Consider the following 23796-nt stretch of genomic DNA (forward strand, 5'->3'; position numbering starts at 1 on the left):
GTGCGAAATTCCTTAGCCGTCCCGCCAGCCCGCAACCGAGCAGCTTCCGCCGCTGTAACGACACTGGCGGTTGTTGTTCTGATCTTTGGAATGCCAATCTTTGCCGGTGGTATATGGCTGATCTTGCTGGGCGGCTCATGGTATTATGCTTTAGCAGGCGCGGGCTTGTTGGCCACGTCTTACGGTCTGTTTCGCAGGACGATGGCGGCGGTCTGGGTGTATTTGCTTACCTTTGCGGGCACTGTTGTCTGGGCCTTCTGGGAGGTCGGGTTCAACTGGTGGGCGCAGGTGCCCCGGCTTGTTGCACCGACGCTGATCCTGCTCCTGGTGCTGGCGACCATCCCGGCACTGCGGCGGCTTGGGGCTCCGGCGCACCGCGGGGTGCTCTCGGTCGCGGCCTTGATGGGCGTGATGCTTGCGATGGGCCCCTCGTTTTATGGCGCAGCGCAGGCTCAGGACGCGACCCCGCCATCGATCACCCCTGATACCCCCGCAGATCAGGTTCCAGACACTCCGGTTGATCAAATCCCGGAGCCGGCCCCAGCCCCCGGGACCATTATCCCTGAAACTCCAGACGCCGCCGCTTCATTCACAATGCCCGAAGCGGGTGCGGACTGGCCGGCCTATGGCGGCAGCCATCACGCCACCCGCTATTCGCCTCTGGATCAGATCACCCCGCAGAACGTATCCGGTCTGCGCCGGGTGTGGGAATTCCGCACGGGCGACATGCCGCAGGACGGCGAGCGGTATTCCAACCAGAACACCCCCCTCAAGATCGACGATCAGGTGCTGATCTGTTCAGCGATGAACAAGATCATCGCCGTGGATGCCCGCACCGGCGAAGAAAACTGGCGCTATGATCCGCAGGTCCCGACCGAAGCCATACCCTATAACGCCACCTGTCGCGGTCTTGCTTATTACGCTTCGCCCAGCCCGCCCGAAGATGCACCCTGTGCACAGCGCGTTCTTATGAACACGCTCGATGCCCGCCTTATTGCTGTCGATATCCGCACTGGCGCGCTGTGCGAAGGGTTTGGCACTGGTGGCTCGGTGGATATGAAAGAGGGCATCGGTCATACAGTGCCCCGCTGGTACGCGCCAACCTCTCCGCCCACCGTGGTCCGCAACATCGCCGTGGTCCACTCGCAGGTGCGTGACGGCCAGCGGCGTGACGCGCCCTCTGGCGTGGTGCGTGGCTATGATGTTGAAACCGGCGAGATGGCCTGGGCCTGGGACATGGGACGGCCGGGCGAAACCGGCCCTCCGCCCGAGGGTGAAACCTATACACGCGGCACGCCGAATGTGTGGACCATTTCGTCGGGCGACAATGACCTTGGCTTGGTCTATCTGCCGCTTGGCAATTCCTCGGTCGATTACTGGGGGGCCACGCGGTCCGAAGCCGAGAACGAATACTCCACTGCACTGGTCGCGCTTGACGTGGAAACCGGGCAGGTCGCCTGGCACTACCAAACCGTGCACTATGATGTCTGGGATTACGATCTTGGCTCACAAGGGTCCCTGATCGATCTGGAAACCGAGGCCGGTTCAGTTCCAGCGCTGATCCTGCCGACCAAGCTGGGCATGTTCTTTATCTTCAACCGCGAAACAGGCGAACTGCTGGTTGAGGTCGAAGAACGCCCGGTGCCGCAGGGCGGGGTAGAGCCAGAGCGCCTGTCTCCGACACAGCCCTTTGTCGTCGATTTCCCCAGCACCCTGAAGCCAGACATCGAAGAGCGCGACATGTGGGGTATGACGCCGCTGGACCAGCTGTGGTGCCGCATCCAGTTCCGTCAGGCGAATTACGACGGTATCTACACGCCGCCCTCGGTAGACCGCGACTGGATTCAATATCCGGGCTATAATGGCGGGTCTGATTGGGGCGGCGTCGCGATTGACCCTGTGCGCAGAGTCATGGTTGCCAATTACAACGACACGCCGAACTTCAATCGGTTGCTCCCGCGTGAGGAGGCCGAACGTCTGGGCGTTGTACCCATCGACGAACCGGGTGCCGAAGACACACCAGCGGGCTATAATCCGCAGTCGGACACACCGTACGCCATCAAGGTCAATGCGGGCTGGCGGGTGCCCTTCACCGGCCTTTTGTGCAAGGAGCCGCCGTATGGCGGGATCATGGCCATTGATCTGGCCACGCGGCAGGTGCTGTGGGACAAACCCTTTGGAACCGCGCGCAAGAACGGCCCGTTTGGTATCCCTTCGATGTTGCCGCTGGACATCGGCACGCCGAACAATGCGGGTGCTGTTGTAACGGCGGGTGGGCTGATCTTCATCGCCGCGGCCACCGATGATCTGATCCGTGCAATGGACATCGAAACCGGTGAGGTGCTTTGGGAAGACCGCTTGCCGGCAGGCGGACAAGCGGGCCCGGCGATGTATGAAATCGACGGGGTGCAGTATCTGATCATCAATGCGGGCGGCCACAATTTCATGGAAACGCCGATTGGCGATTATTTCATCGCCTATGCGTTGCCGTAGTCTTTTGGCGAGCCATGCCTGGCTACAGGGCCGGCATTTGTTCAACGAAGGAAGGTGCGGGCCACGGTCCTGCACCTTCGTCTAGCGGGGCGCAGGTCTGGCTCCGCCACCCATATATTGTGACAAGGGGAACCCGGTCTTGAGGTGCTGCAAATGGAACTGACGCCGCTGTCACAGCTTGAAGGCAGCAATCCCTATTGCGGGCCATTGGTGGCACCGAAGGGGCTTTTAACGGCATGGAACACCGACCCATTGCTGCTGGGGACATTGTGTCTGGCATTGGGAGTGGCCGTGTTATGGATGAGGCGTACCTCTATGCCTGGCCGCTCGCAGAACCGGGCGCTGGCCATCGCCTTTGCGGGACTGATCGTGGCTTTTGTGTCGCCCCTGTGCGCGGCCACGGTCGCGCTGTTTGCGGCGCGGTCAGTACATCATATTCTTCTGATCAGCTTGGTCGCTCCGGCCTTGGCCATTGCCCTGCCGCTGAGTCGTGCCGCAGGCGGGATCGGCTTTGCGTTGACGGCAGGCGCGGTTCTGCTCTGGCATATCCCTTCAGTCTATGATGCCGCGTGGAACAGCGTGGCAGTCTACTGGCTGATGCAAGCCGCTCTGCTGGGTCCGGCATGGCTGTTCTGGTCGGCAGTGCTGCATCCCAAGCGGCAGGCCGAAAGGGTGTTCATGGATGCGCTTCAGGTCGGCGCGCTTGCCGGGATCATGGGGTTGATCGGTGCGGTGCTTACCTTTGCGCCCACCGCGCTTTATCCGCAGCATTTGCCCGGCAGCGATGCCTATGGCCTGAGCCTGCTGGCGGATCAGCAGTTGGCAGGGCTGATCATGTGGGTGCCAGGCTTCCTGCCCCTTGCCGCCCTGGCGTTCCGCATTGTTGCGCGCGGATGGGCACGAGGGTTTGCGACGTGATCGCGCTGGTCAAGTTCCTGCATATCGCAAGTCTGTTGTGCTGGAGCGCGGCGCTGGTGGGGCTGCCGGTGCTGTTGCACCATTACCGGCGGGCCAGGACGCAATCGGATTACACGGAATACCGGCTGATCACTCATTATGGCTATATCGCCTTTGCCTCGCCCGCCGCCGTTGTGGCCATTTCGGCGGGAACAGTGCTGATTTTCCTAGCCGATGTGTACGACCCATGGCTGCTCATCAAGCTGGCCTTCGTGGCGGGGATGGTGCTGGTACATGCGTGGCTCGGGCATCTGATCCTGAAATCCGGCGAAACCGGGGGCAGCTACAAAATGCCACCGCCGCTGATCAGTCTGCCGCTGGTTCTAACCCAGATCGCGGTCATTCTTTGGCTGGCATTGGCCAAGCCTGATCTGGCCTGGCTGGCAGACCTGTTGCCTGCAGTGGCTCTTGAACCTCAGGGAGGGTCCCTGTGACCATCTTTCGTGCCGATCTGATAGTCGAACACCAGCTTGCCGCCGTGCCATCCGGTAATGGCCGTCATCCCGGCACAGATGGCCGAGACAAGCATTCCCCAAGGCAACACAATCGCTTCGGCATTGTCATGGCGGATAACCCAGTTCGCGCCCAGCAGCGACAGCAGCATCACCGCCAGAATGAAATGTGTCCAGCTGGCCGACCGCACGCGGATACCGCGCACTGCGAGCAGCTCGACCGTGCCGACGATGCCGGCCAGAACGCCGATGAAAAAGCCCACCCCGGCAGACCAGATCGCCACACGGGGCCAGAAGGCATCACCTGTCCACCAGTAAAGCCCGTCAGCGGCAAAGGTGCAGAACGCCAGCGTGATTGGAAAGGCGACCATCATCGCGTGCAGGGGGTGCCCGGCGATGGCGACGGTGGATTCCGTGTCGTTAAAGGCGTCGAACTTCTGGACGGGGTCGACAAATCGGCGGGAGGGTTTGCGGGTCATGCGGGGCCTTTCAAACAACCTGAGGCGCGGCACGCGATGCGGCCCTGCCATAGGAACAAAGCACTGATGGGCATTTTTGTTCCATGGTTGGCAGGCTGTGGCGGCCCTTTGTCGACTTTGGACCCGGCGGGGCCATCCTCGGGGGTGGTTGCAGGGCTGTGGTGGGCCATGTTGATCGGAGCGGCGGTGATCACTGCTCTGGTCTGGCTTTTGCTGGCGCTGGCATGGCGGGGCGACGCCACCCGCGCGGGGGGTGAGCGGCTTTGGATCTGGGGCCTTGGTGTTGGCTTTACCATGTCGGTCCTGGTGGTGCTGGTGGCTTACGGCGTCTGGGTGGGCGAGCGCATCCTTACCCGCGATGACGGTGCGCTGCGGGTAGCGGCACATGCCCGGCAATGGGGGTGGGAGTTTACCCAGCCCGGCCCTGATGGGACACCGATCGTCACGCAGGATGTGCTTTACGTTCCTGCGGGGCGTCCGTTCGATATCGAGATCACGTCAAGCGATGTCATTCACAGCTTCTGGGTGCCGCGCCTTGGAGGCAAGATGGATGCCGTGCCGGGCCGCGTGAACCTGGCCCGCCTGCAGGCTGATGCGCCCGAGGTGCTGGAAGGGCTTTGTGCCGAATTCTGCGGTGTCGGGCACAGTGTCATGCGGTTTTCAGTGATCGTCTACCCTGAAGGGGCGTTTCCGGAAATGGATGTTGATGCAAATGTGGCCGGGACGGAGGTCTCTCCATGACCATGACTTCGCAGGATGCCAGCTCGCTCCCGGTGCAGGCAACGGCAGCGGGCTTTGCCGCCAACCCGCAGCGACGCGCCCTGCGGCTGCACAAGGAGCTGACCGAAGTCTGGACCGATGCCCCGGGCTGGCGCGGGGTGCTGATGTCGGTCAACCACACGACCATCGGCCTGCGGTTCATGGCGACGGCCTTTGTCTTTTTCGCCATCGGCGGTGTGCTGTCGATGCTGATCCGGGCACAGCTGGCCACGCCGCGCGGCGATTTCCTCGACACTGCCTTGTATAACCAGATCTTTACGATGCACGGCAGCATCATGATGTTTCTGTTTGCCATCCCGATGCTGGAAGGCCTGGCGCTGTGGCTCTTGCCCAAGATCCTTGGCGCGCGCGACATGGCGTTTCCACGTCTGTCAGCGCTTGGGTACTGGTGCTATCTGTTCGGTGGGCTGATCATCGTCCTGTCGCTGTTGGGCGGCGTGGCCCCTGATGGCGGCTGGTTCATGTATACGCCGCTGTCCGACAAGACCCACACGCCGGGCATCAACGCCGACATCTGGCTGATCGGCGTCACCTTTGTCGAGATTTCAGCTGTGGCGGCGGCGGTCGAGATCATCGTGACCATCCTGTTCTGCCGCGCGGCCAATATGGCATTGACGCAGATGCCGTTGATGGGCTGGTACATGCTTGGCACCGCCGCGATGATGCTGGTGGGCTTTCCGCCGCTGATCCTGGGCTCGATATTGCTCGAGGTCGAGCGGGCCTTTGACTGGCCGTTCTTTGACGTGGCGCGCGGGGGGGACCCGTTGCTGTGGCAGCATCTGTTCTGGCTGTTTGGCCACCCTGAGGTCTATATCATCTTCCTGCCCGCAGCCGGAGCGCTGTCAACGCTGATTCCGGTGATGTGCCGCACCACGATCCTGGGCTACGGCGCGATTGTGGCGGCGGTTCTGGGGCTGGTATTCCTGTCTTTTGGCCTGTGGGTCCATCACATGTTCACCGTGGGCATTCCGCATATGGCGTTGGCCTTCTTCAGCGCCGCCTCGGCGCTGGTGGCGGTCCCGACAGCGGTGCAGGTGTTCGCCTGGATCGGCACGATCTGGAAAGGCCGCCCCCAGCTTCACCTGCCAATGCTGTATGTGCTGGGATTCTTTCTGACGTTTGTCATGGGCGGGCTGACCGGGGTCATGCTGGCGATCGTGCCTTTCAACTGGCAAGCACATGACACCGCCTTTGTCACGGCGCACCTGCATTATGTGCTGATCGGTGGCTTCGTGTTTCCGATGATGGCGGCGGTCACCTATTGGATGCCGCTGATATCGGGGCGCAGGCGCGTAAAGGGTCTAGGCGAGGCGGCGTTCTGGCTGGTGTTGATCGGCTTTCACGGCACCTTCTTCATCATGCACCTGACAGGGCTTCTGGGCATGCCGCGGCGGATCGACATTTATCCCGATAATCCCGAATGGGTGCTCCCGAACCTGATCTCGTCGATTTTCAGCATGGTCATGGCGACGGGATTCGCACTGTTCGCCTTTGACATCGCGATGCAATTCCTGTTCGGCCGTCAAAGCCGCCGCAACCCATGGGGTGCCGGAACGCTGGACTGGGCGATGGTGCTGCCCGCCCCGGCCTACAACTTTGCATCGCTGCCGGTGCAGGGTCCAACAGGGCCAGAGCTCATTCTGCCGCTTGCGCGGGGGGAAGGGCTTTTGCCCGGCGCGCCGCGTGGCTGGCGTGAACTTCTGGTGGTGGATCCTGGCACCGGCAGGCCGTCACATGTGGCCGTGCTGCCTGGCAACACGCTGCTGCCACTGGTCACAGCGGTCGCCATTGGCGGTTTGGTTGGGCTGTTGCTTGCCGGGCTTTATTGGCTCGTGCCAGTGGCCTTGGGGCTGATCGTGGTGGCCGTCTGGCGCTGGGGGAGCATCATGGGCACCACCTGCGACCATACGGCGGTTGCCGTCACGCCCGATCTGATGCTGCCCCTGCACTGGCATGTGCGCAGATCACTGGCCTATTGCGGGGCGGTGGCAACGCTTGTTGCAGACGGCACGCTGTTTGCCTCGCTGCTGTTCGGCGTGGCGTTCCTGTCGGTCGTCGCACCGGGTTGGCCTGCGCCGGCATCGGACTTGCCAGAGATGCTGGCCCCGCTGGCGGCGGCGATTGTCATTCTGACGCTGGCCTTTGGTGCGCTTGCAGCCCGCCGCGCCGAAAACGCGCGTGCAACCCCTCGTGGGCGGCTGTGGGCGATCCTTGGCACGGCTGCGGGATGCGTGGCGCTGCTGGCGATTGGCGGGGCCGCGCTGATGCTTGACGACCCCCGCCGCCATGCCCGCGACGCTCTGCGTGCGGTGCTTTTGGCCTATGTCGCGGTGCATGTGGCCATTGCCACACTGCTTGCCTTGCGCACATGGACCGACAGCCACCATGGCCGGGTGTCAGCTGCTCGGCGTGGGACTGCTCCGGTCTGGCGGCTGTGGCAGGATTTTGCCGCTGTGACTGCCGCGATCTCTGTCTTGGTCATCACTTTGCAGGAGATTGGCTGATGCGCTGGCTGGCGGTCTTTTCTGCCCCGCTGACATTATGGGCCGTTCTTTTCTCGGCGGTTTATGCCCTGCATGGTCTGGGCTGCGCCCTGGGCTGGCCTTCGGTTTCCACGCCCTTCGGGTCGCTGCATGTTGTGGCCATGACGGCCGTCTGGTTGGGTGGGCTGGGGGTTCACCTCATCATCCTGCGGGCCGCACCGACAGATCCGGCGCTGGGCAGCCGCTTGGTGCGACTGGCGGGATGGATCGGGTTCTGGGCCAGTCTGTTGACCTTGTGGCCGGTCCTGACCTTGACGACCTGTCCGGCAACCCTGTGATATGCCTGAACCGGATCCAGCCAAACGTGCCGCGAAGGATCACCGGCGAAGGACGATCAGCCCCGACGCCACGATCAGCAACGCCCCGATCAGCATTGCCGGCGCGGGCACGTCACCGAAGACCAGAAATCCGAAAACAACACCCCAAACCAGCAAGGAATACTGCAACGGCGCAACCACAGAGGCATCCGCCAATTTAAGCGCGCGGGTCACCAGCATATGTGCGGCTGTCGCAACCACCCCCAGCAAAAACAACAGGGCCAGATCACCACCCGAGCGGATCGGCTGCCAGTCAAAGGGCGCGAAGGCCAGCCCGGCAAGCCCCGCCGCCGCAAGTTGGAACAGGACCAGATCACGGTCAGCCGTTTCGCGCAGTGACCGGCCCAGAACCATGATCGCTGCAAAGGCTGCGGTGCCCAGCAGTGCAAAGATCGCCCCCAGGCCGGAAATCTGCAGGGACGGCGCAAGCAGGATCAAGACTCCGACAAAGCCAACCCCAACCGCAAGCCAGGTGCGTCTGGCAACCCGTTCACCCAACAGAAACGGTGAGATCGCCACGACATAGATGGGTGCCGCCATCCAGAAGGCCATCACATCGGCCAAGGGCATGTAGGACACCGCATAATAGAAGCAAAACACCTCCACGGTGGCGCACACAGCGCGCACGGCCTGCAGGCCAGGGCGGGGGACGGATCGGATGCGGTTCATGACGCGGCCGCCGCGCATGATCAGTGGTGCCATGATCAGCCCCGCCGCGACAGAGCGCAGCAAGATCACCTGCGCCACACCGTAATCGGCAACCAGCCATTTGCCGATCGCATCATTTCCGGCAAAGGCAGCCATTCCGAGCAACATCAAGAGAATGCCGGTCGTGTTGCCCGTCAATTTCGATTTCATTTCAAGGCCCCGTGATCACTCATGCGCCCGGGGCCGATATCGACCCCGGGCGCATGGCTCAAGTGTGACGCTCAATCTGCCTTTACTGGGCTGCGCGCAGTTCACTCAGGATCTGCTGCACCTGATCGACGACATCCGCACCGATCGAGTCCTTGTGCTTGTCATAGACGACCTGCGACTTGGCCAGCATTTCTGCCTGATCTTCGGGCGAGATTGTGTTGAACTTCAGTCCAGCCTCTTCCATCTTGGCCAACGATTTCAGGTTCAGTTCCTGAATTGCCGACCGTTCGACGTCGCGTCCGACGATGGTACAATCGCGCAGCGCCTGCTGTTCTTCGGGCGAATAGGTGTTGAAGATCGCCTTCGAGAACAGGAACAGGAACGGCGTATAGGCATGCCGGGTTTCGCTGATGTAGGACTGAACCTCGTAGAACTTCGAGGTGTCGATGGTCACGTAGGGGTTTTCCTGTGCATCGATCGCCTTGGTTTCCAGTGCCGAGAACACCTCGCCAAAGGACATCGGCGTCGCATTCGCGCCAAAGTTCGAGAAGGTGTCGAGGAAGATGTTGTTTTGCATCACCCGCACCTTCATGCCCTCGAAATCTTCCCATGTCTCGATGGGGCGCTGCGAGTTCGACATGTTGCGGAAGCCGTTTTCCCAATAGCCAAGGTTGACCAGGCCGACCGCATCCAGCTTTTCGTTCAGGTTTTCGCCAAACGGTCCGTCCATGACGGCATAGGCCTCTTCCGGGGTGCGGAACAGGAAGGGCAGGTCAAAGACGCCAAGCGCGGGCTCCATCCCGACCAGCGGGGATGATGAGGTCACCACCGCCTCTTGCAGGCCGCTGCGCACAGCCTGCGTGGCCTGCAGGTCACCGCCAAGCGCACCGCCCCAGAAGGCTTGCATCTTCATCATGCCGCCGGTTTTCTCATCCAGACAGGCCTGCATGGCTTGCATACCCACCGCAACAGGATGGTCCTCGTTGATCCCGTTCGAGACGCGGAATGTCCGCTCTGTGAACTCGGCGAGTGCCGGGCTGGCAGTCGCGATCACGGTGGTCAGGCAAAGTGCCGTTCTCAGTACAGAATGTTTCATAGTTTCCTCCCTAGGATTTAGTCGTCAGTAGAACCATCGTGCCGGAATGATCACGATGCTGGGGAACGCCACCAGCAACAGGATCACCAGAATCTGGGCGATCAGGAACGGCCACACGCCGCGGATGACCTTGCCAAGCGGCACCCGGCCCACGCCGCTGACCACGTTCAGCACCACCCCCACCGGCGGCGTCAAAAGGCCGATGCAGCAGTTCATGATGAACATGACCCCGAAGTAGACCGGATCGATCCCGGCCTTGGCGACAATCGGCATCAGCACGGGCGTCAGGATCAGAATCGTCGGCGTCAGATCAAGTGCAGTGCCAACCACAAGGATCAGCAGCATCAGAACCAGCATCAACAGTCGGGGGCTTTCGATCAGCGGTTCGATATAACCGATGATTTCATTGGGGATGTTTGCCGCAGTGATCAGCCAGGCCGAAACCAGGGCCGCGCAGACCAGAAACATGATTGCTGCTGTGGTGCGCCCGGCTGCAATCAGTACGCGCGGCAATTCTGAAATCTTCAGTTCGCGGTAGACAAACATGCCGACGAACAGCGCGTAGAACGCGGCGATCACGGCAGCCTCGGTCGGGGTGACGACACCCATCTTGATGCCGCCCAGAATGATGACGGGCATGCCAAGCGCCCACGCGGCGCGACCAGAGGCCCGGCCCCGTTCGGCCCATCCGACCCGTGGCAGTGTTTCGACATTGTCATTGCGGGCCACGATCAACCAAGTCACCACAAGGGCGAACCCCATCAGCATGCCCGGCACGATGCCCGCCATGAACAGTTGCGAGATCGAGACATTGGCGGCAACGCCAAAGATGATGAAGGCCATGGATGGCGGTATTACGGGTGCGATAACGCCGCCGGCAGCTATCAGCCCAGCCGAACGCGGCACGTTATAGCCCGCCTTCGCCATCATCGGGATCAGTATCGCGGCCAGCGCCGCAGTATCCGCCGCAGCCGACCCCGAGATAGACGCCATGATGACCGCTGCAATGATTGCAACCAGACCAAGCCCGCCCCGGATATGACCAACGCAGGTGATGGCAAACTCGATAATGCGCTTGGACAGCCCACCCGCATTCATCAACTCGCCCGCAAGGATAAAGAACGGAATGGCCAGCAGCGTAAAGGTATCGGCCCCGATCAACATGTTCTGCGCGATGATCTGGGTGTTGAACATGCCCATGAACGACATCAGCATGACACCGCAGAAAATCAGCGCAAAGGCCACCGGCACACCCAGCGCCATCGACCCCAGAAGCGAGACGATGAAAACCAGAAGGGTCATTCCCCGCGATCCCCCGCCTTGACCTTGTTGGCGGTGCCGTAGAGATCTTCCATTTCTCCGCCAAATCCGCGGATCTCGGCCTCGGTGATGCGGCCTGTCACAAGCCTGAACAGGCGTTCCAGTGTGATTGCGATGATACCGGCACCGGTGAACAGACCGATCCCGTAGACCCAGGCCATTGACAGACCGGAAACCGGCGCGCTCATCGACGCATTGATCGGCAGTTGTTTCCAGGTGCCGTGGGTCAGTACAATTGCACAGCCAAGGATCATCACATCCGACAGGCCCATCAGCACCAGTCGCCCGCGCGTTCCGAATTGCGCGACCACCGTCTCCATCCCCATGTGCTGGCGATGATGATAGACCACTACGGCCCCGATAAAGGTCAACCAGACAAAGGCAAAGCGGGCCAGCTCATCCGACAGCGGCAGACCCGAATTCATGGTGTAGCGCATGACGACATTGACAAAGACCATCAGCGCCATGGCTGACAGCAACAGGGCCAGCAGGATGTCCAGAAACCTGAAAAAGACCCGCGACAGCCATGTCATGTCAAAGCCTTTCGCCCAGACCACGCCCAATCAAGTTTTGCATCAGGGCGCGCGTGCCAAAGGTCCATTCCGGGCAGCGGTCGGTGCGGTCCACCCAGTTCACCAGCCGCCCCAGACGGGGAGAGGCGATCTCGACCCGGTCACCCACCTCATGGGTGAAGCCCTGGCCCACACCGCGGCGATCCTTCACCGGCGCAAACATCGTGCCCAGAAACAGCACCGCCCCATCAGGATACTGATGTGAGCGGTTCAGAAGCTGCCCCGCCAGATCAACCGGGCTGCGGCTGATTGCCTGCATCGGGCTTTCGCCTGTCATCACAAAGCCGTCCTGCCCTTCGACACGCAGGGATACCGTGGTCCGGTCCAGATCATTTTGTGTGAAGCCAGAGTCAAACAACCGGATGAACGGGCCGATTGCACAGGATGCGTTGTTATCCTTGGCCTTGCCCAGCAGCAGGGCTGACCGCCCCTCCACATCACGCAGGTTCACGTCATTGCCAAGCGTTGCGCCCAGAATGGCGCCATCGGAACGGATGACCAGCACGACCTCGGGCTCTGGATTGTTCCATTCCGACATCGGGTGAATGCCGACCAAGTCGCCGCAGCCCATCGAAGACATCGGCTGCGCCTTGGTGAAGATCTCGGCATCCGGGCCGATGCCCACCTCAAGATACTGCGACCACAGGCCCACGTCCTGCAGCAATGCCTTGACCTGACCCGCTTTTTCGGACCCGGCCTGAACGCCGCGCAAGCTGTCGCCGATCACCGGTGCCAGCCGCGCCCGCACCTCAGATGCACGTGCAGAGTCGCCGCGTGCCTGCTCCTCGATGACACGTTCCAGCATGCTGTCGGCAAAGGTGACACCCGCAGCCTTGATCGCCTGCAGATCGACGGGGGCCAGCAGTTGACCTGCGGTGCCGTTCAGAAACCCGTCCAGCGGACCGAGGTCGGCAAGCCCGTCAGAGGCAAGCACAGTATGCAGATCACTCCGCTCCAGCAGGCCCGACATGGTGGCCGAAACGCCGGTCAGGTCAAACACCTGCCCATCGCGCAGCACGACAGGGCAAGGCCCGCCTTGCTGTGCGGAACAGACCCGACCCACAAGCATCGCGCTTGCGGCATCGTCGGGCATCAGCGCGGAAGCCGCTAAAGCTTGATGTGACGTCAATTCATTCTCTCCCTTGCGTCGGTGCCTCCAGCACCAGACGATCTGACAATGTCAGACAACATGATGACTAGACCCTACTTGAGACTTCTCTGACCTGTCCACCGAATCTTTTTCAGGCGGCAGCCTGAACCTTCAAAGGTAGAATTCCAGCCGAAGCGCGATCCGCTCTGCCGAGCCAACCATATGGGTCCGCATTGCCGCACGCGCCCGCACCGGATCGCGGGCGGCAATGGCATCGCGAAGTTCGGTATGTTCGCGATTCACGATAGCGACGATTTCATCCAGACGTATCCGTTCCCGCGATTCAACGATGGTCTGCAGAATGCGGTCCGACACGGCACCCAAAAACTGCACGAAATAATCGTTACCGGTCGCAGCCGCGATGGCGCGATGGAAATCGAGGTCTGCGATGATGCCGTCGCCAGCCCCGTCATCCGTGACCTTCATCCGTTGCAATGCTTCATCCAATTGCCGCAGGTGCTCGGCGCGATGATAGGTGGCGGCGAGCCCCGCCGCCTCGATTTCCAGCGGCACACGCAGCTGGAAAAGGTCACGGAACCCATGAGGGTCCATTTTGCGGCGATCATCCAGGCGGATGTGGCGGGTCGGGCGGCCGATCACAAAAGCGCCGACACCCTGGCGCGTTTCAATCATGCCTTCATTGCGCAGCTGCGCGATCGCCTCACGAATGACAGTACGGCTGACGCCAAAGTTTTTCGACATCTCGTTTTCGGTGGGCAGCCTGTCGCCTGGCTTCAGGTCCCCCTCCTGGATCTGCTGCGCGAACTGAGCCGCAATGCGCGCAGGCAGATGCTCCGTGCGGCTGATCTGGGTAAGCGGACCAATCATCTTTCTGCTCCTCTGATCGCCAGTCGCAACGTTGCCCCAATCTTTCCGCCGGTCATCACAAGCTTTCTCTTGGCTTGAAGTTTTCAGGTTATCAGACAATCATATGAACTCAAGGGTGCGATTTGCCACTTGTGACCTATGGGAGAAACGACGATGCACATCCTGATCACCGGTGCCGCTGGCATGCTGGGCCGAAAAGTTGTTGCCCGGCTGGTACGCGAGGGTCTGGCAGGGCGAGAGGTTTCTGCGCTGACATTGGTCGATGTCATCGTGCCGGACTCCCCCGTCGGTTTCCTCGGCCACGCCGACTGCCTCAGCGCAGATCTTTCTACAAACAGCATCGCGCAGCAACTGATCGACGGCAGGCCCGATGTGATCTTTCATCTGGCGGCCATCGTTTCGGGCGAGGCCGAGGCCGATTTCGAGAAAGGCTACCGCATCAACCTCGACAGCACGCGCGATCTGTTCGAAGCCATCCGCCATGCGCATCTGGCCGATGGCTACCGCCCGCGCGTGGTCTTTGCCTCTTCCATTGCGGTGATGGGCGCTCCTTTGCCTTATCCGATATCCGACACATTCCACACCACCCCGCTGACCAGTTACGGCACCCAAAAGGCGATCTGCGAACTGTTGCTGGCCGACTACTCCCGCCACGGGTTCCTTGACGGCATCGGCATCCGGCTGCCCACGATCTGCATCCGCCCCGGCACCCCGAACAAGGCAGCGTCGGGGTTCTTTTCGAACATCCTGCGCGAGCCGCTGGTTGGCAAACCCGCCATCCTGCCGGTACCTGACAGCATCCGGCACTGGCACACCTCGCCCCGCTCCGCGGTGGGGTTCATGATCCACGCCGCCACAATGGAACTGGGCGCGGTGGGCCCGCAGCGCAACCTGTCGATGCCGGGCCTCAGCGCCACGGTGGGCGAGCAGATCGAGGCTTTGCGTCGCGTCGCCGGGGACAGCGCCGTGGCCCTGATCCGCCGCGAACCCGATGCCACCATCACGCGCATGTGCGAAGGCTGGGCCCCCGGATTTGCGGCAACCCGCGCCCGCGCCTTGGGGTTTACCGCAGAGGACAGCTTTGACCAGATCATCCGCGCCCATATCGAAGACGAACTCCACGCGCCGCACTGATTGATCGCCGCCGCAACATACTGCCCGCATCCGAACACAAGGACATTCCATGACCGACCCGTCGCCCCGCCGCCTCCGTTCACAGGACTGGTTCGACAATCCCGAGCATGCCGATATGACCGCACTGTATCTGGAGCGGTTCATGAACTACGGCACCACACCCGAGGAACTGCGCTCCGGGCGACCCATCATCGGCATCGCGCAATCGGGCAGCGATCTGAACCCCTGCAACCGCCACCATCTGGATCTGGCAAAACGCGTGCGTGACGGCATCCGGGATGCCGGCGGCATCGCCATCGAATTTCCCTCGCATCCGCTGTTTGAAAACTGCAAGCGCCCCACTGCCGCGCTGGACCGCAATCTTGCCTATCTGGGGCTGGTCGAACTGCTGTACGGTTATCCGTTCGATGGCGTCGTCCTGACCACCGGCTGCGACAAGACCACGCCATCGGCGATCATGGCCGCCGCGACCGTGGATATTCCGGCCATAGTGCTGTCAGGCGGGCCGATGCTTGACGGCTGGCACGAGGGGCGGCTGGTCGGGTCTGGTACTGTGATCTGGCAGTCCCGGCGGAAATTCGCAGCGGGCGAAATCACCCGTGAAGAGTTTTTGCAGACCGCGCTCGATTCCGCACCCTCTATCGGGCATTGCAACACCATGGGCACGGCGTCCACCATGAATGCCATTGCCGAAGCACTTGGCATGTCGCTGACCGGCTGCGCGGCTATTCCGGCAGCGTACCGTGAACGGGGACAGATTGCTTATCGCACCGGGTTGCGGGCGGTGGAACTGGTGCGCGAAGATCTGCGCCCGTCGCAAATCCTGACGCGGGCGGCGTTTCTGAATGCGATCCGGGTGAATTCGGCCATCGGCGGATCGACCAATGCGCAACCGCATCTGATGGCAATGGCGCGTCACGCGGGCGCTGAGCTGCATCCAGAAGACTGGCAGGCCCATGGTTATGACGTGCCACTTCTGGCCAATGTCCAGCCCGCCGGGGCCTATCTGGGGGAACGGTTCCATCGCGCGGGCGGTGTTCCCGCCGTGATGTGGGAGCTGCTCCAAGCCGGGGTGCTGGACGGCACCTGCCCAACCGTGACTGGCCAAGACATGGCCACCAATCTGATCGGGCGCGAAGCAACCGACCGCGAGGTGATCCGGCCCTACGGCACGCCGATGATGAGCCGGGCGGGTTTTCTGGTGCTGCGCGGCAACCTGTTCGACTTCGCCATCATGAAAACCAGTGTCATTTCTGACGAGTTCCGCGCGCGCTACCTGTCGGAACCGGGGCGCGAAGGGGTATTCGAGGGCACCGCGTTTGTCTTTGACGGATCAACCGATTATCACGCCCGCATCAACGATCCCGCACTCGACATCGACGAACGCTCGATTCTGGTGATCCGGGGCGCAGGGCCGCTTGGATGGCCTGGATCCGCCGAAGTGGTGAACATGCAGCCACCGGACCGGCTGATCCAGCGGGGCATCACCAGCCTGCCCACCATAGGCGACGGTCGGCAGTCGGGCACGGCGGACAGCCCTTCGATCCTCAACGCCTCGCCGGAAAGTGCTGCGGGCGGCGGGCTGGCCTGGCTGCGCACCGGCGACCGGATCAGGATTGATCTGAACGAAGGGCGCTGTGACATGATGGTCACACCCGATGAGATTGCCATCCGGAAGCAGCAGGGCCTCCCCCCTGTTCCCGCCTCGGCAACGCCATGGCAGGAAATATACCGGGCCACTGTCACCCAGCTCGTTGATGGGGCAACCATTGAAGGGGCGGAAAAGTTCGTGAACATCAGCAGGGCCCTGCCAAGGCACAATCATTGACTGGACACCACATCGCTGCGCCACCGAAACGACGTTGGTGTTCGAAGACAGGTCCGGCGGCGGCAGCAGGCCAGCACAACTCTACCTCCGTCAGGGGTAGATCGCCTCGCTGATCCCGGCCTTAAATACAGGCGCCCGACAGGCAAAGGGCCGAAAGAGCCCATTTTCGGAATCGATCTCCTCAACAGCGCTGGATGCGCGTTTCAGTCTTGGGCCATTCCCTACGGACAGAACGCAAACATCGATGGCATCCAAAAGTGATGCGCTGAATTCGGTCGCCATCTGGGATGCACTGGCGTTCGCGCCGAAGCATTGGACGAATTGCAGCGCGCGCCGACAAAGCCTTTCGATTTGAACAGGGCAGTCTGGAGCGTCATCAAGACCTGCAGCTAACCTGCTTATGAAGGAAACCGAGAAATCTACATGATGCAGCAACTGCGCGGCCATCACCAAGACCGGCATCAGGCATTTGACGGAGGGTTCCGATAAGCGACGATCTGACAATCGTCACCCCCGCGAGCGAGTGCGCGCGTCGATATGCGGGACTGGACGAGTGTGATTTCGGTGTGAGCCAGCGCCATCAATGCGTCAACGTCGTCCGGCGAAGGGCGGCCCGGGGGGCGAAGTGCCTCCGCCCGGTCGCCCGTCTCGGAAAGACCAAGGGTCAGCGCCGCTCCTTTAAGCGAATGAAGCGCTGCGTCCAGCGCGCCTTCGGAAGAAAGATCAAGGGCCTGATGAAGTTCGGCCAGCGTCTGTGTCAAACTTTCCTTAAACTGATCCAACAGCGCAGCCACCCGCGACGCACCCAAGGTCGCCAGAAGGTCGTCAAGCTGGGGGTTGTATGGGACATGGTCTGGGGGTTCCGGCATGAAGGCCATGGTCTGCGGCCGCGACGGAATGTTGGCCAGAGTGTCGCCAATCGCCACCGACAGCAATCCAAGGGTGACCGGTTTGGGCAGAAATCCGTTCATGCCGGCCTCTTCGCAGGTTTTCCGATCATCCCGCGTAGCATTTGCCGTGACCCCGATGATGGGCAGATCGCAGCCACCGGCCCGCAGGCACCTCACGGTGTCGGGGCCGCTGATACCGGGCATCTGCATATCCATCAAAACGAGGTCAAAACTTTCGGCTGCGAGCCGGTCCAGTGCAGCAAATCCATCTTCGGCGGTGCTGGGCCAATGGCCAAGCTGCACAAGTTGGTCGGTGATGACCGCGCGATTTACTGGGTTGTCCTCGACGACCAGAATATAAAGCGCGCCCTGCGCAGAGTTAAATGGAGAAGGCGCTGCGGCAGGCACCTCAGTCAACTGTTCAACCGGAATTTCGAACCAGAAGGTGCTGCCCTGGCCGTGGGCACTGGTCACGCCGATCTCTCCACCCATACCCCGCACGATGCGTTTGCAAATCGCAAGCCCAAGCCCCGTTCCGCCATAAGCGCGGGCATAGGAGCCGTCGATCTGCTCAAAGTCCTGAAAGAGGCGCGTCTGATCCTCGGGCCGGATACCGATCCCGGTATCGCACACCTCCACGCGCAGCAGGTTGGTCGCAAGCATCGACGCCGTAGCGCGCACCTCGCCCTGTGGTGTGAACTTCAGCGCATTGCCCACGAGGTTGACAATCACTTGCCGCAGACGCCTAGGATCGGTGCGCATGCGACAGGGTTCAAACGCGATGTTCAGGCGCAGCGATCTCGCCGCTGCGCGCTCTTCGAAGGTAGAGGCGATGGTGCGTGCGACTTCAGACAGGTCAACCGGCGCAGGCTGCAATTCCAGCCCGCGGCTTTCGAGCTTGGAATAGTCCAGGATGTCGCTGATGACATCCTGCAGCAATTGCCCTGCGCTCTGTATTGTCTGCACCCTTTGGCTTTGTGGCGCGTCCAGCCCATCCGATTTGAGGAGTTCCGCCGAACCGATGATCGCGTTCAACGGAGTGCGGATCTCATGGCTCATGGTGGCAAGGAAGATTGATTTCGCCGCATTGGCCGCCCGGGCACGGTTGGCTTGATGCAGGCTTCGACGTTGAAGCAGGGCCATGCGCGCATGTGCTCGGCGCAAGAAGCGCATATGAACCAGCAGCAGGCTTCCGATGCCCAGAAACGCCACAACCAGGAAAGCGGCGCTCAGCCCAAGGCCGTCGTGGATGGCTTTGCGGGTCGCACGCTCGGTGACACGTCCTTCAGTGACCGCTGCGTTGGCCGCCAGCACAAGTTGCGCCATCCCGTCACGCAGGGCAGCGATGCGCGGTTCCAGGCGCTTGAGATCAGACAGATAATCAGGACTCTCCGGGGTCAGGCGATCAAAGTCAGGGGCGAGCGAAAGCACCTCACTGGTGCGGGCAACGCTAAGCTTGCCAAACGCCGTCTGGCCGCTGAGCTCGATGGCAAAGGCGCCACGCGCCAACAGTTCTGCGCGACTGTACAGAACATCATAAGCCGCCATCAGGTCGTCGTGCCCGGCCGGGCTGCCACTCATCACACCCTCGCGCAAGGTGTACAGCAAGGCCCCTGCGTGGCGGTCGGCCTGAAACACTGCCCACATCGCATCTTCGCGCACACGGGTGGTAATTTCGCGTTCTGCATCCAGCAGGCGAATAAAAAGCACGCCCCAGATGGCCATCAGCAAGACCGCCGCGCCCGCAAGAAAGTTCAGCCACAATTGGACGCGCGTGCCCGTGGCAGCCGGGCGTAGCGCTTTGATCACGGAAGAACCTCGATATGCCGGACTTGCCAGGCCGAGCGTGCATAATACACTTCGTTGTTGAGTGAGGGCACCTCGTCAAACGGAAAAACCACAAACAGCGGCCCCTTGTCGCGCACCGACATAAGGTTTCCGTTGTGGCGCGACGCAAGAATGACAGGGTAATCAAGCAGATCTGACACCGGGATATCGACCGCATAGTCGTTGATCGCCACAGCCCGCACTGTCGTGCCTTGTACACCCAGGGTGTTCAAAAGGTCCGACAGAAGTGGCCCTGAGAAGGTTTGCGGACCGTCATACCAAGGCGTGCTGGTGACTGTTTCACGCTGCGGCAACGCATCGAGCATGGCAAGATCGAATTGTGCGATGGGGCCGCTGTTGGGTGCGGACGTCGCACTGCTGACTTCCAGAATGACAGTGTTTGCCGGTTGTGCCAGCGTCTGGGCGCTGGCACCCGGTGCCGCCGCGCCAAGCCAGAGCGCCAGCACTGTGGAGAAGAACCGTGAAATTCGCATAGTTTTCATTCCTTTGCCTGAATCAGATGGTTATGTGTGACAGTCCCGGCATTGACAGGGCCGTGTGCAACGCGGCGAGGGTAAAGGGTTTGGCGATGCAGCCGTCAAACCCCGCGGCAAGATAGTCTGCCACCTGCTCGGGCCGGGCGTTTGCAGACACAGCAAGCGCCGGAACAGGGGCCAGACCGGCGTGGCCTTCCTGCGCGCGGATCCGGGCGATCACGTCGGTGCCGGTCAACCCGGGCATGTTGATGTCAAGCAACAGCAGCTCAAACCGGCCCGGTGCCCAGGCCTGCACAGCCGCGTGGCCGTCTTCGGCCAGCGTAACTTTGGCCCCCAGCCGCGACAGCATGATCTCCAGCAACTTGCGATTGGCGCGGTTGTCATCGGCCACGAGCACCGGCATGCCCTTCAGCGAGAGCGGTCGAGGGGCAACGGCCAATGCGACGCCGGGCAAAGGCAGATCCAGAACAAAGACACTGCCCGCGCCGGGTTGTGAGCGCACGGAAAGGGTGCCTCCCATGGCCTCGGCCAGTTTGCGCGCAAGGGTCAGCCCCAGGCCCCGACCCGAATGCAATCGGCCCATGCTGGCATCCAGCTGCACGAAAGGGTCGAAGATGCGGTCGGTATCCTCGGGCGCTATGCCGACACCGGTATCGGCGATGCGCAGCGTGATGCTGCTGTCGCCTCGCAGCATCAGCATCACCGTCACACTGCCTTTCGGGGTGAAGCGCAATGAGTTGTCGATCAGATTGCGCAGGATCTGGCGCAGGCGATCCGGGTCACCGCGCCGGTGTGGCGGTCCCTCGCCCTCGACCTCAAGGCGCAGGGACAGCCCCCTTGCTCGGGCTGCGGGGCTGTGCCACTGGATCAGCCCGGCCAGAAGGTGTGTCAGGTCGAATTCGGCGATCGCCAGCTTCAGTTGACCGCCTTCAAGTTGAGAGTGATCCAGCACATCGTTCAGCACCCAGGTCAAAGCCTGGGCAGAGCTGCGGATTGTCGCCAGATCGGCGCGTACAGCAGAACTGAGGTCACTGCCTTCAAGCAGATCGGTCAGCCCAATGATGGCGGTCAGCGGTGTGCGCAATTCGTGGCTCATCATAGCGACAAAGGCAGCCTGCGTGCGCGCGGCCTGTCGCGCGGTATCACGCGCCTCGATCAGATCACTGATATCACTCGCAAACCCACGAACTCCGTCGAACGCACCCTCGGCAGTGAAAAAGGTGGTGGTGCTGGTTTGCAGCCAGCGGGACGTGCCATCGGGGCGCTTTAGCCGCAGCCGCAGCCGATCAACCGGCTGTCGCCGCGACAGCAGGCTGCGAAGATCACTGCCCGTACCCTCGGAGTCGACGGCGATGCGGTCTGCGAAAACATCAACCGATAGACCCTGCACCTGTTCGGGAGCGATATCCAACGCCTTCGCCATGGCAGGCGAGAGGTAGGAAATGCACAAGGTGCGGTCAAATTCAAAGAACCACGCGTCGCTGAGCTGCGCAATATCGCTCAGACGCGCCCCCAGCCTGTCTCGCGTGCGCGAAGCTTCGACCTCAGCGGTAACGTCGGTTTGGGTAGCGACGATGAATCGCGCTTCATCGCCGGAGCCCGGGACGGGATGCAGGTCAATCTGGTTCCAAAACACCTCTCCGTTGCGCCGTCTGTTGCGCAGCCGGAAAGTGCCGGCTGCCCGCGCAGCCACCGCCCGACGCAGTTGCATGCGCACGGGGTGATCTGGTGCCTCCATCGCAAGCAAACGACAATTGCGGCCCAACACCTCATCGCGCGTGAACCCCGACAGGCGTTCAAAAGCCCCGTTCGCATAGATCATCGGAATATCGGGTCGCGAGGCGTCACCGATGACGATGCTGGCTGTCGAGGACTCGATCACCGCGTTCAGCAACTTTTCGCGCGCCAGCACGTCAAGCTGCGCCTGACGCAACGCCAGAAGATTGCCGACGCGCAGACGCAGTTCTTCAATATTGACCGGCTTGGTCAGAAAATCGGTGGCACCTGAACGAATGGCCTCTAGCCTCAGGGCAGAGTCAGAATCGGCAGTGACCATGATGATGGGCACATGTTTGAACCGCGGATCGGCACGCAGGCTGCGCGTTGCGTCAACCCCTGTCTGATCGGGAAGTTGGTAATCAAGAATGATGGCATCAAACAATGTGTCGCGGCAGGCTTCCAGCAAAGGGCCCACCGCGCAGAACTCGGTCACGACAGACCCAGCAAAGCCGTCCATCGCGGCGACCAGCACAGCGCGGATCACGGAATTGTCTTCAACCACAGCGACTTTCACCGGCCCCTCCGATAGCGGTTGACGACAGCTTATGCGCCGCGGGCTTACGAGCCGTTAAATCTGTGTGCGCGCGCAGATACCTTTGCGGCGCACTGGCCGCAAAAGTGGATGCGCTGTGCGTTGGGCCCGGGACCGAGGTGGATGTGTCCGTCGGGCTGATGATGAGCACCGCCGCGATTGACAAGATCAACGTGCACTTGGCCGATGCCCTTGCAAAAGCCGCCACCCGCGTCACAAAAACCCGCAGACTGCCGGCGCAATATGGCGATCCCGTGGTTTTGACAGGCGCATAACCCGACACGCGTCTGGTAGCGGAAAACCTTTGGGCCAGTAGCTCCGATCTTTCACTTTAAAGCCGAGGCAGAATCGCTGGCACTGGCGGATGGCACGCCCTTTCGACTCGCCGCCTGTTTCTACACGGGCGACATGGCCCGTGTCTTCCGCTTGGGCGAAGCACTGGAATTCGGAATGGTGGGCCTGAACATCCGTGCGCTCGACCATGAAGTTTCGACCTTTGGCGGCACAAAGGCCTCGGGTCTCGGACGTGCCCCACCAGCGCGCCAGATCGGTCAGCCGCCGTTCATAGGTGTTCCGCGTGACCCCCATACCGTCCGTGATCGCGGTGATGCCGACGAAATTCAGCGCGCGCCACACCCGCCCGGCGCGCAATGCTGTTACCGGGCAGGTTGTCGGCCAGCGACATCATGTTGCCCCAGACGGTCGGGTCATTGGTCATCTGTTCACGCCGGAACGACCGGCGCGGGCCTCAGCGCGGGCTCTTGCGCGGGGCCAGGGCCACCAGAAAAGTGCCAATAACCTCCACCGATCCTGTCGTGGTCTTGCCCGCGCCGTTCGGCCCAATAATACTTGCGGTAGGCAATTCGGCCTGAGCACTTGATGAAGGAACCACAGTAAGACCGGAGTTTGACCGAGGGTCCGGCTTTCTGAAAAGGGTGGACAGCGCATCTGTTGTCAGTGGCCTCGGAAGGGTTGAGATCCGCCCTGGAAAGCGGGGCGACAACAGGCAAAGAGCCAGACACCACGATGGCGCGGGCCTCAGGCTATCGTGCAAGCGCCATTTCGGCAAGACGCCAGCCGTCGACCGGCGATTTTCGTCTCTGAATATCGTCCTGAAACTGATCGCAAGCGTATGAGATATATTACGATATTGGTTGCGAGCCACGGGACCCACAACCCTGAATCTAGCAAAAGGCGTCTGGCAGCAGCGGTTCGATCCGCGGATTGAGGAAAGCCCCGATCTGCGGGCGCTGGTGCTGCCGTGCCGCTCGCGGGATGCAGGGAACACGATCCTCGGGAAACGCTTCCCCGGCGGCCAGCTGATCCTGGCCGGCGCGAATTGCGCCGCTGGCCTGCGATCGATGCCAGCGCGCTCGGCGATCAGACGGAAATCAGATCGTCCGAAGATCGCCAAACCGCTCGTTCTTTCTCGTTGAAAAGTGACAGCGGTGACGGATGGATTTC

The 23796-nt window shown here is 61.6% G+C and carries 21 protein-coding genes; 10 read left to right on the top strand and 11 right to left on the bottom strand.

Going from position 1 to position 23796, the window contains the following annotated elements; translation table 11 throughout:
* From EEB11_RS08195 to EEB11_RS08205, 3 genes are all read left to right on the top strand, one after another.
* Complete coding sequence (locus EEB11_RS08195) at positions 1–2493, top strand: membrane-bound PQQ-dependent dehydrogenase, glucose/quinate/shikimate family (RefSeq protein WP_435531098.1); 2493 nt, start codon at positions 1–3, stop codon at positions 2491–2493.
* 315 nt (positions 2494–2808) lie between these two features.
* Positions 2809–3411 carry a cytochrome c oxidase assembly protein gene (locus EEB11_RS08200; RefSeq protein ID WP_245298815.1) on the top strand — a complete coding sequence of 201 codons (603 nt, stop codon included), beginning with the start codon at positions 2809–2811 and terminating at the stop codon, positions 3409–3411.
* Positions 3408–3884, top strand: coding sequence for a CopD family protein (locus EEB11_RS08205; protein WP_135430105.1), 477 nt, complete (start codon positions 3408–3410; stop codon positions 3882–3884). The genes EEB11_RS08200 and EEB11_RS08205 overlap by 4 nt, the downstream gene beginning before the upstream one ends.
* Here EEB11_RS08205 and EEB11_RS08210 read toward each other — a convergent pair.
* Positions 3866–4381, bottom strand: a complete 516-nt coding sequence (locus tag EEB11_RS08210; protein ID WP_135430107.1) for a DUF2231 domain-containing protein — start codon at positions 4379–4381, stop codon at positions 3866–3868. The genes EEB11_RS08205 and EEB11_RS08210 overlap by 19 nt on opposite strands.
* Before the next feature lie 66 nt (positions 4382–4447).
* Here EEB11_RS08210 and EEB11_RS08215 point away from each other — a divergent pair, with 66 nt between their 5' ends.
* Genes EEB11_RS08215 through EEB11_RS08225 form a run of 3 tightly spaced genes read left to right on the top strand, consistent with a single transcriptional unit; the run spans position 4448 to position 7982 of the window.
* A complete protein-coding gene (locus EEB11_RS08215; protein ID WP_135430109.1) occupies positions 4448–5122 on the top strand; it encodes a cytochrome c oxidase subunit II in 675 nt (224 codons plus the stop codon).
* A gap of 2 nt (positions 5123–5124) precedes the next feature.
* Positions 5125–7665: a cytochrome c oxidase subunit I gene (gene ctaD, locus EEB11_RS08220; protein WP_135430187.1), complete on the top strand. Its 2541-nt coding sequence runs from the start codon at positions 5125–5127 to the stop codon at positions 7663–7665.
* The gene (locus EEB11_RS08225; protein ID WP_135430111.1) at positions 7665–7982 is read left to right on the top strand and encodes a hypothetical protein; all 318 of its coding nucleotides are present in this window, start codon (positions 7665–7667) and stop codon (positions 7980–7982) included. The genes ctaD and EEB11_RS08225 overlap by 1 nt, the downstream gene beginning before the upstream one ends.
* A 39-nt stretch (positions 7983–8021) precedes the next feature.
* Here the strand turns inward: EEB11_RS08225 and EEB11_RS08230 are convergent, their stop codons facing one another.
* The 6 genes from EEB11_RS08230 to EEB11_RS08255 form a co-directional block, all read right to left on the bottom strand.
* The gene (locus EEB11_RS08230; protein WP_245298816.1) at positions 8022–8879 is read right to left on the bottom strand and encodes a DMT family transporter; all 858 of its coding nucleotides are present in this window, start codon (positions 8877–8879) and stop codon (positions 8022–8024) included.
* Positions 8880–8961: 82 nt separating this feature from the next.
* On the bottom strand, positions 8962–9975 hold the full coding sequence (locus EEB11_RS08235) for a TRAP transporter substrate-binding protein (protein ID WP_135430113.1): 1014 nt from the start codon (positions 9973–9975) through the stop codon (positions 8962–8964).
* A 24-nt stretch (positions 9976–9999) separates the two neighbouring features.
* Positions 10000–11277 carry a TRAP transporter large permease gene (locus EEB11_RS08240; protein ID WP_135430115.1) on the bottom strand — a complete coding sequence of 426 codons (1278 nt, stop codon included), beginning with the start codon at positions 11275–11277 and terminating at the stop codon, positions 10000–10002.
* A complete protein-coding gene (locus EEB11_RS08245) occupies positions 11274–11828 on the bottom strand; it encodes a TRAP transporter small permease (RefSeq protein ID WP_135430117.1) in 555 nt (184 codons plus the stop codon). Before EEB11_RS08245 ends, EEB11_RS08240 begins: the two co-directional genes overlap by 4 nt.
* A gap of 1 nt (position 11829) precedes the next feature.
* Positions 11830–12960 (bottom strand): fumarylacetoacetate hydrolase family protein, encoded by a 1131-nt coding sequence (locus EEB11_RS08250; protein WP_210134395.1) that lies wholly within the window; start codon positions 12958–12960, stop codon positions 11830–11832.
* 168 nt (positions 12961–13128) lie between these two features.
* A complete protein-coding gene (locus EEB11_RS08255; RefSeq protein WP_245298817.1) occupies positions 13129–13944 on the bottom strand; it encodes a FadR/GntR family transcriptional regulator in 816 nt (271 codons plus the stop codon).
* A gap of 54 nt (positions 13945–13998) precedes the next feature.
* On the opposite strand from EEB11_RS08255, the gene denD reads away from it, so the two are divergent.
* Both denD and EEB11_RS08265 read left to right on the top strand, forming a co-directional pair.
* Positions 13999–14979: a D-erythronate dehydrogenase gene (gene denD, locus EEB11_RS08260; protein ID WP_135430121.1), complete on the top strand. Its 981-nt coding sequence runs from the start codon at positions 13999–14001 to the stop codon at positions 14977–14979.
* Between the two features lie 49 nt (positions 14980–15028).
* Positions 15029–16807 carry an IlvD/Edd family dehydratase gene (locus EEB11_RS08265; protein ID WP_135430123.1) on the top strand — a complete coding sequence of 593 codons (1779 nt, stop codon included), beginning with the start codon at positions 15029–15031 and terminating at the stop codon, positions 16805–16807.
* Between the two features lie 90 nt (positions 16808–16897).
* Here the strand turns inward: EEB11_RS08265 and EEB11_RS08270 are convergent, their stop codons facing one another.
* From EEB11_RS08270 to EEB11_RS08285, 4 genes are read right to left on the bottom strand one after another with little or no spacing between them, the layout of a single operon-like run.
* Positions 16898–17254: a hypothetical protein gene (locus tag EEB11_RS08270; RefSeq protein WP_135430125.1), complete on the bottom strand. Its 357-nt coding sequence runs from the start codon at positions 17252–17254 to the stop codon at positions 16898–16900.
* Positions 17255–17268: 14 nt separating this feature from the next.
* Complete coding sequence (locus EEB11_RS08275) at positions 17269–19506, bottom strand: hybrid sensor histidine kinase/response regulator (protein ID WP_135430127.1); 2238 nt, start codon at positions 19504–19506, stop codon at positions 17269–17271.
* Positions 19503–20018, bottom strand: a complete 516-nt coding sequence (locus EEB11_RS08280; RefSeq protein ID WP_135430129.1) for a putative pterin-binding protein — start codon at positions 20016–20018, stop codon at positions 19503–19505. The genes EEB11_RS08275 and EEB11_RS08280 overlap by 4 nt, the downstream gene beginning before the upstream one ends.
* Positions 20019–20040: 22 nt before the next feature.
* Entirely contained in the window at positions 20041–22314 is a 2274-nt protein-coding gene (locus EEB11_RS08285) for a response regulator (RefSeq protein ID WP_245298818.1), read from the bottom strand.
* Positions 22315–22689: 375 nt separating this feature from the next.
* Between EEB11_RS08285 and EEB11_RS19960 the strand changes: the two genes are divergently transcribed.
* Positions 22690–23130, top strand: coding sequence for an aldehyde dehydrogenase family protein (locus EEB11_RS19960; RefSeq protein ID WP_245298829.1), 441 nt, complete (start codon positions 22690–22692; stop codon positions 23128–23130).
* A 356-nt stretch (positions 23131–23486) separates the two neighbouring features.
* Positions 23487–23768 (top strand): phage terminase large subunit family protein, encoded by a 282-nt coding sequence (locus tag EEB11_RS08295; RefSeq protein ID WP_354002089.1) that lies wholly within the window; start codon positions 23487–23489, stop codon positions 23766–23768.
* The last annotated feature ends 28 nt before the right edge of the window (positions 23769–23796 follow it).

The sequence above is a fragment of the Pseudotabrizicola sediminis genome (genome assembly GCF_004745575.1).
Lineage (GTDB): Bacteria > Pseudomonadota > Alphaproteobacteria > Rhodobacterales > Rhodobacteraceae > Pseudotabrizicola > Pseudotabrizicola sediminis.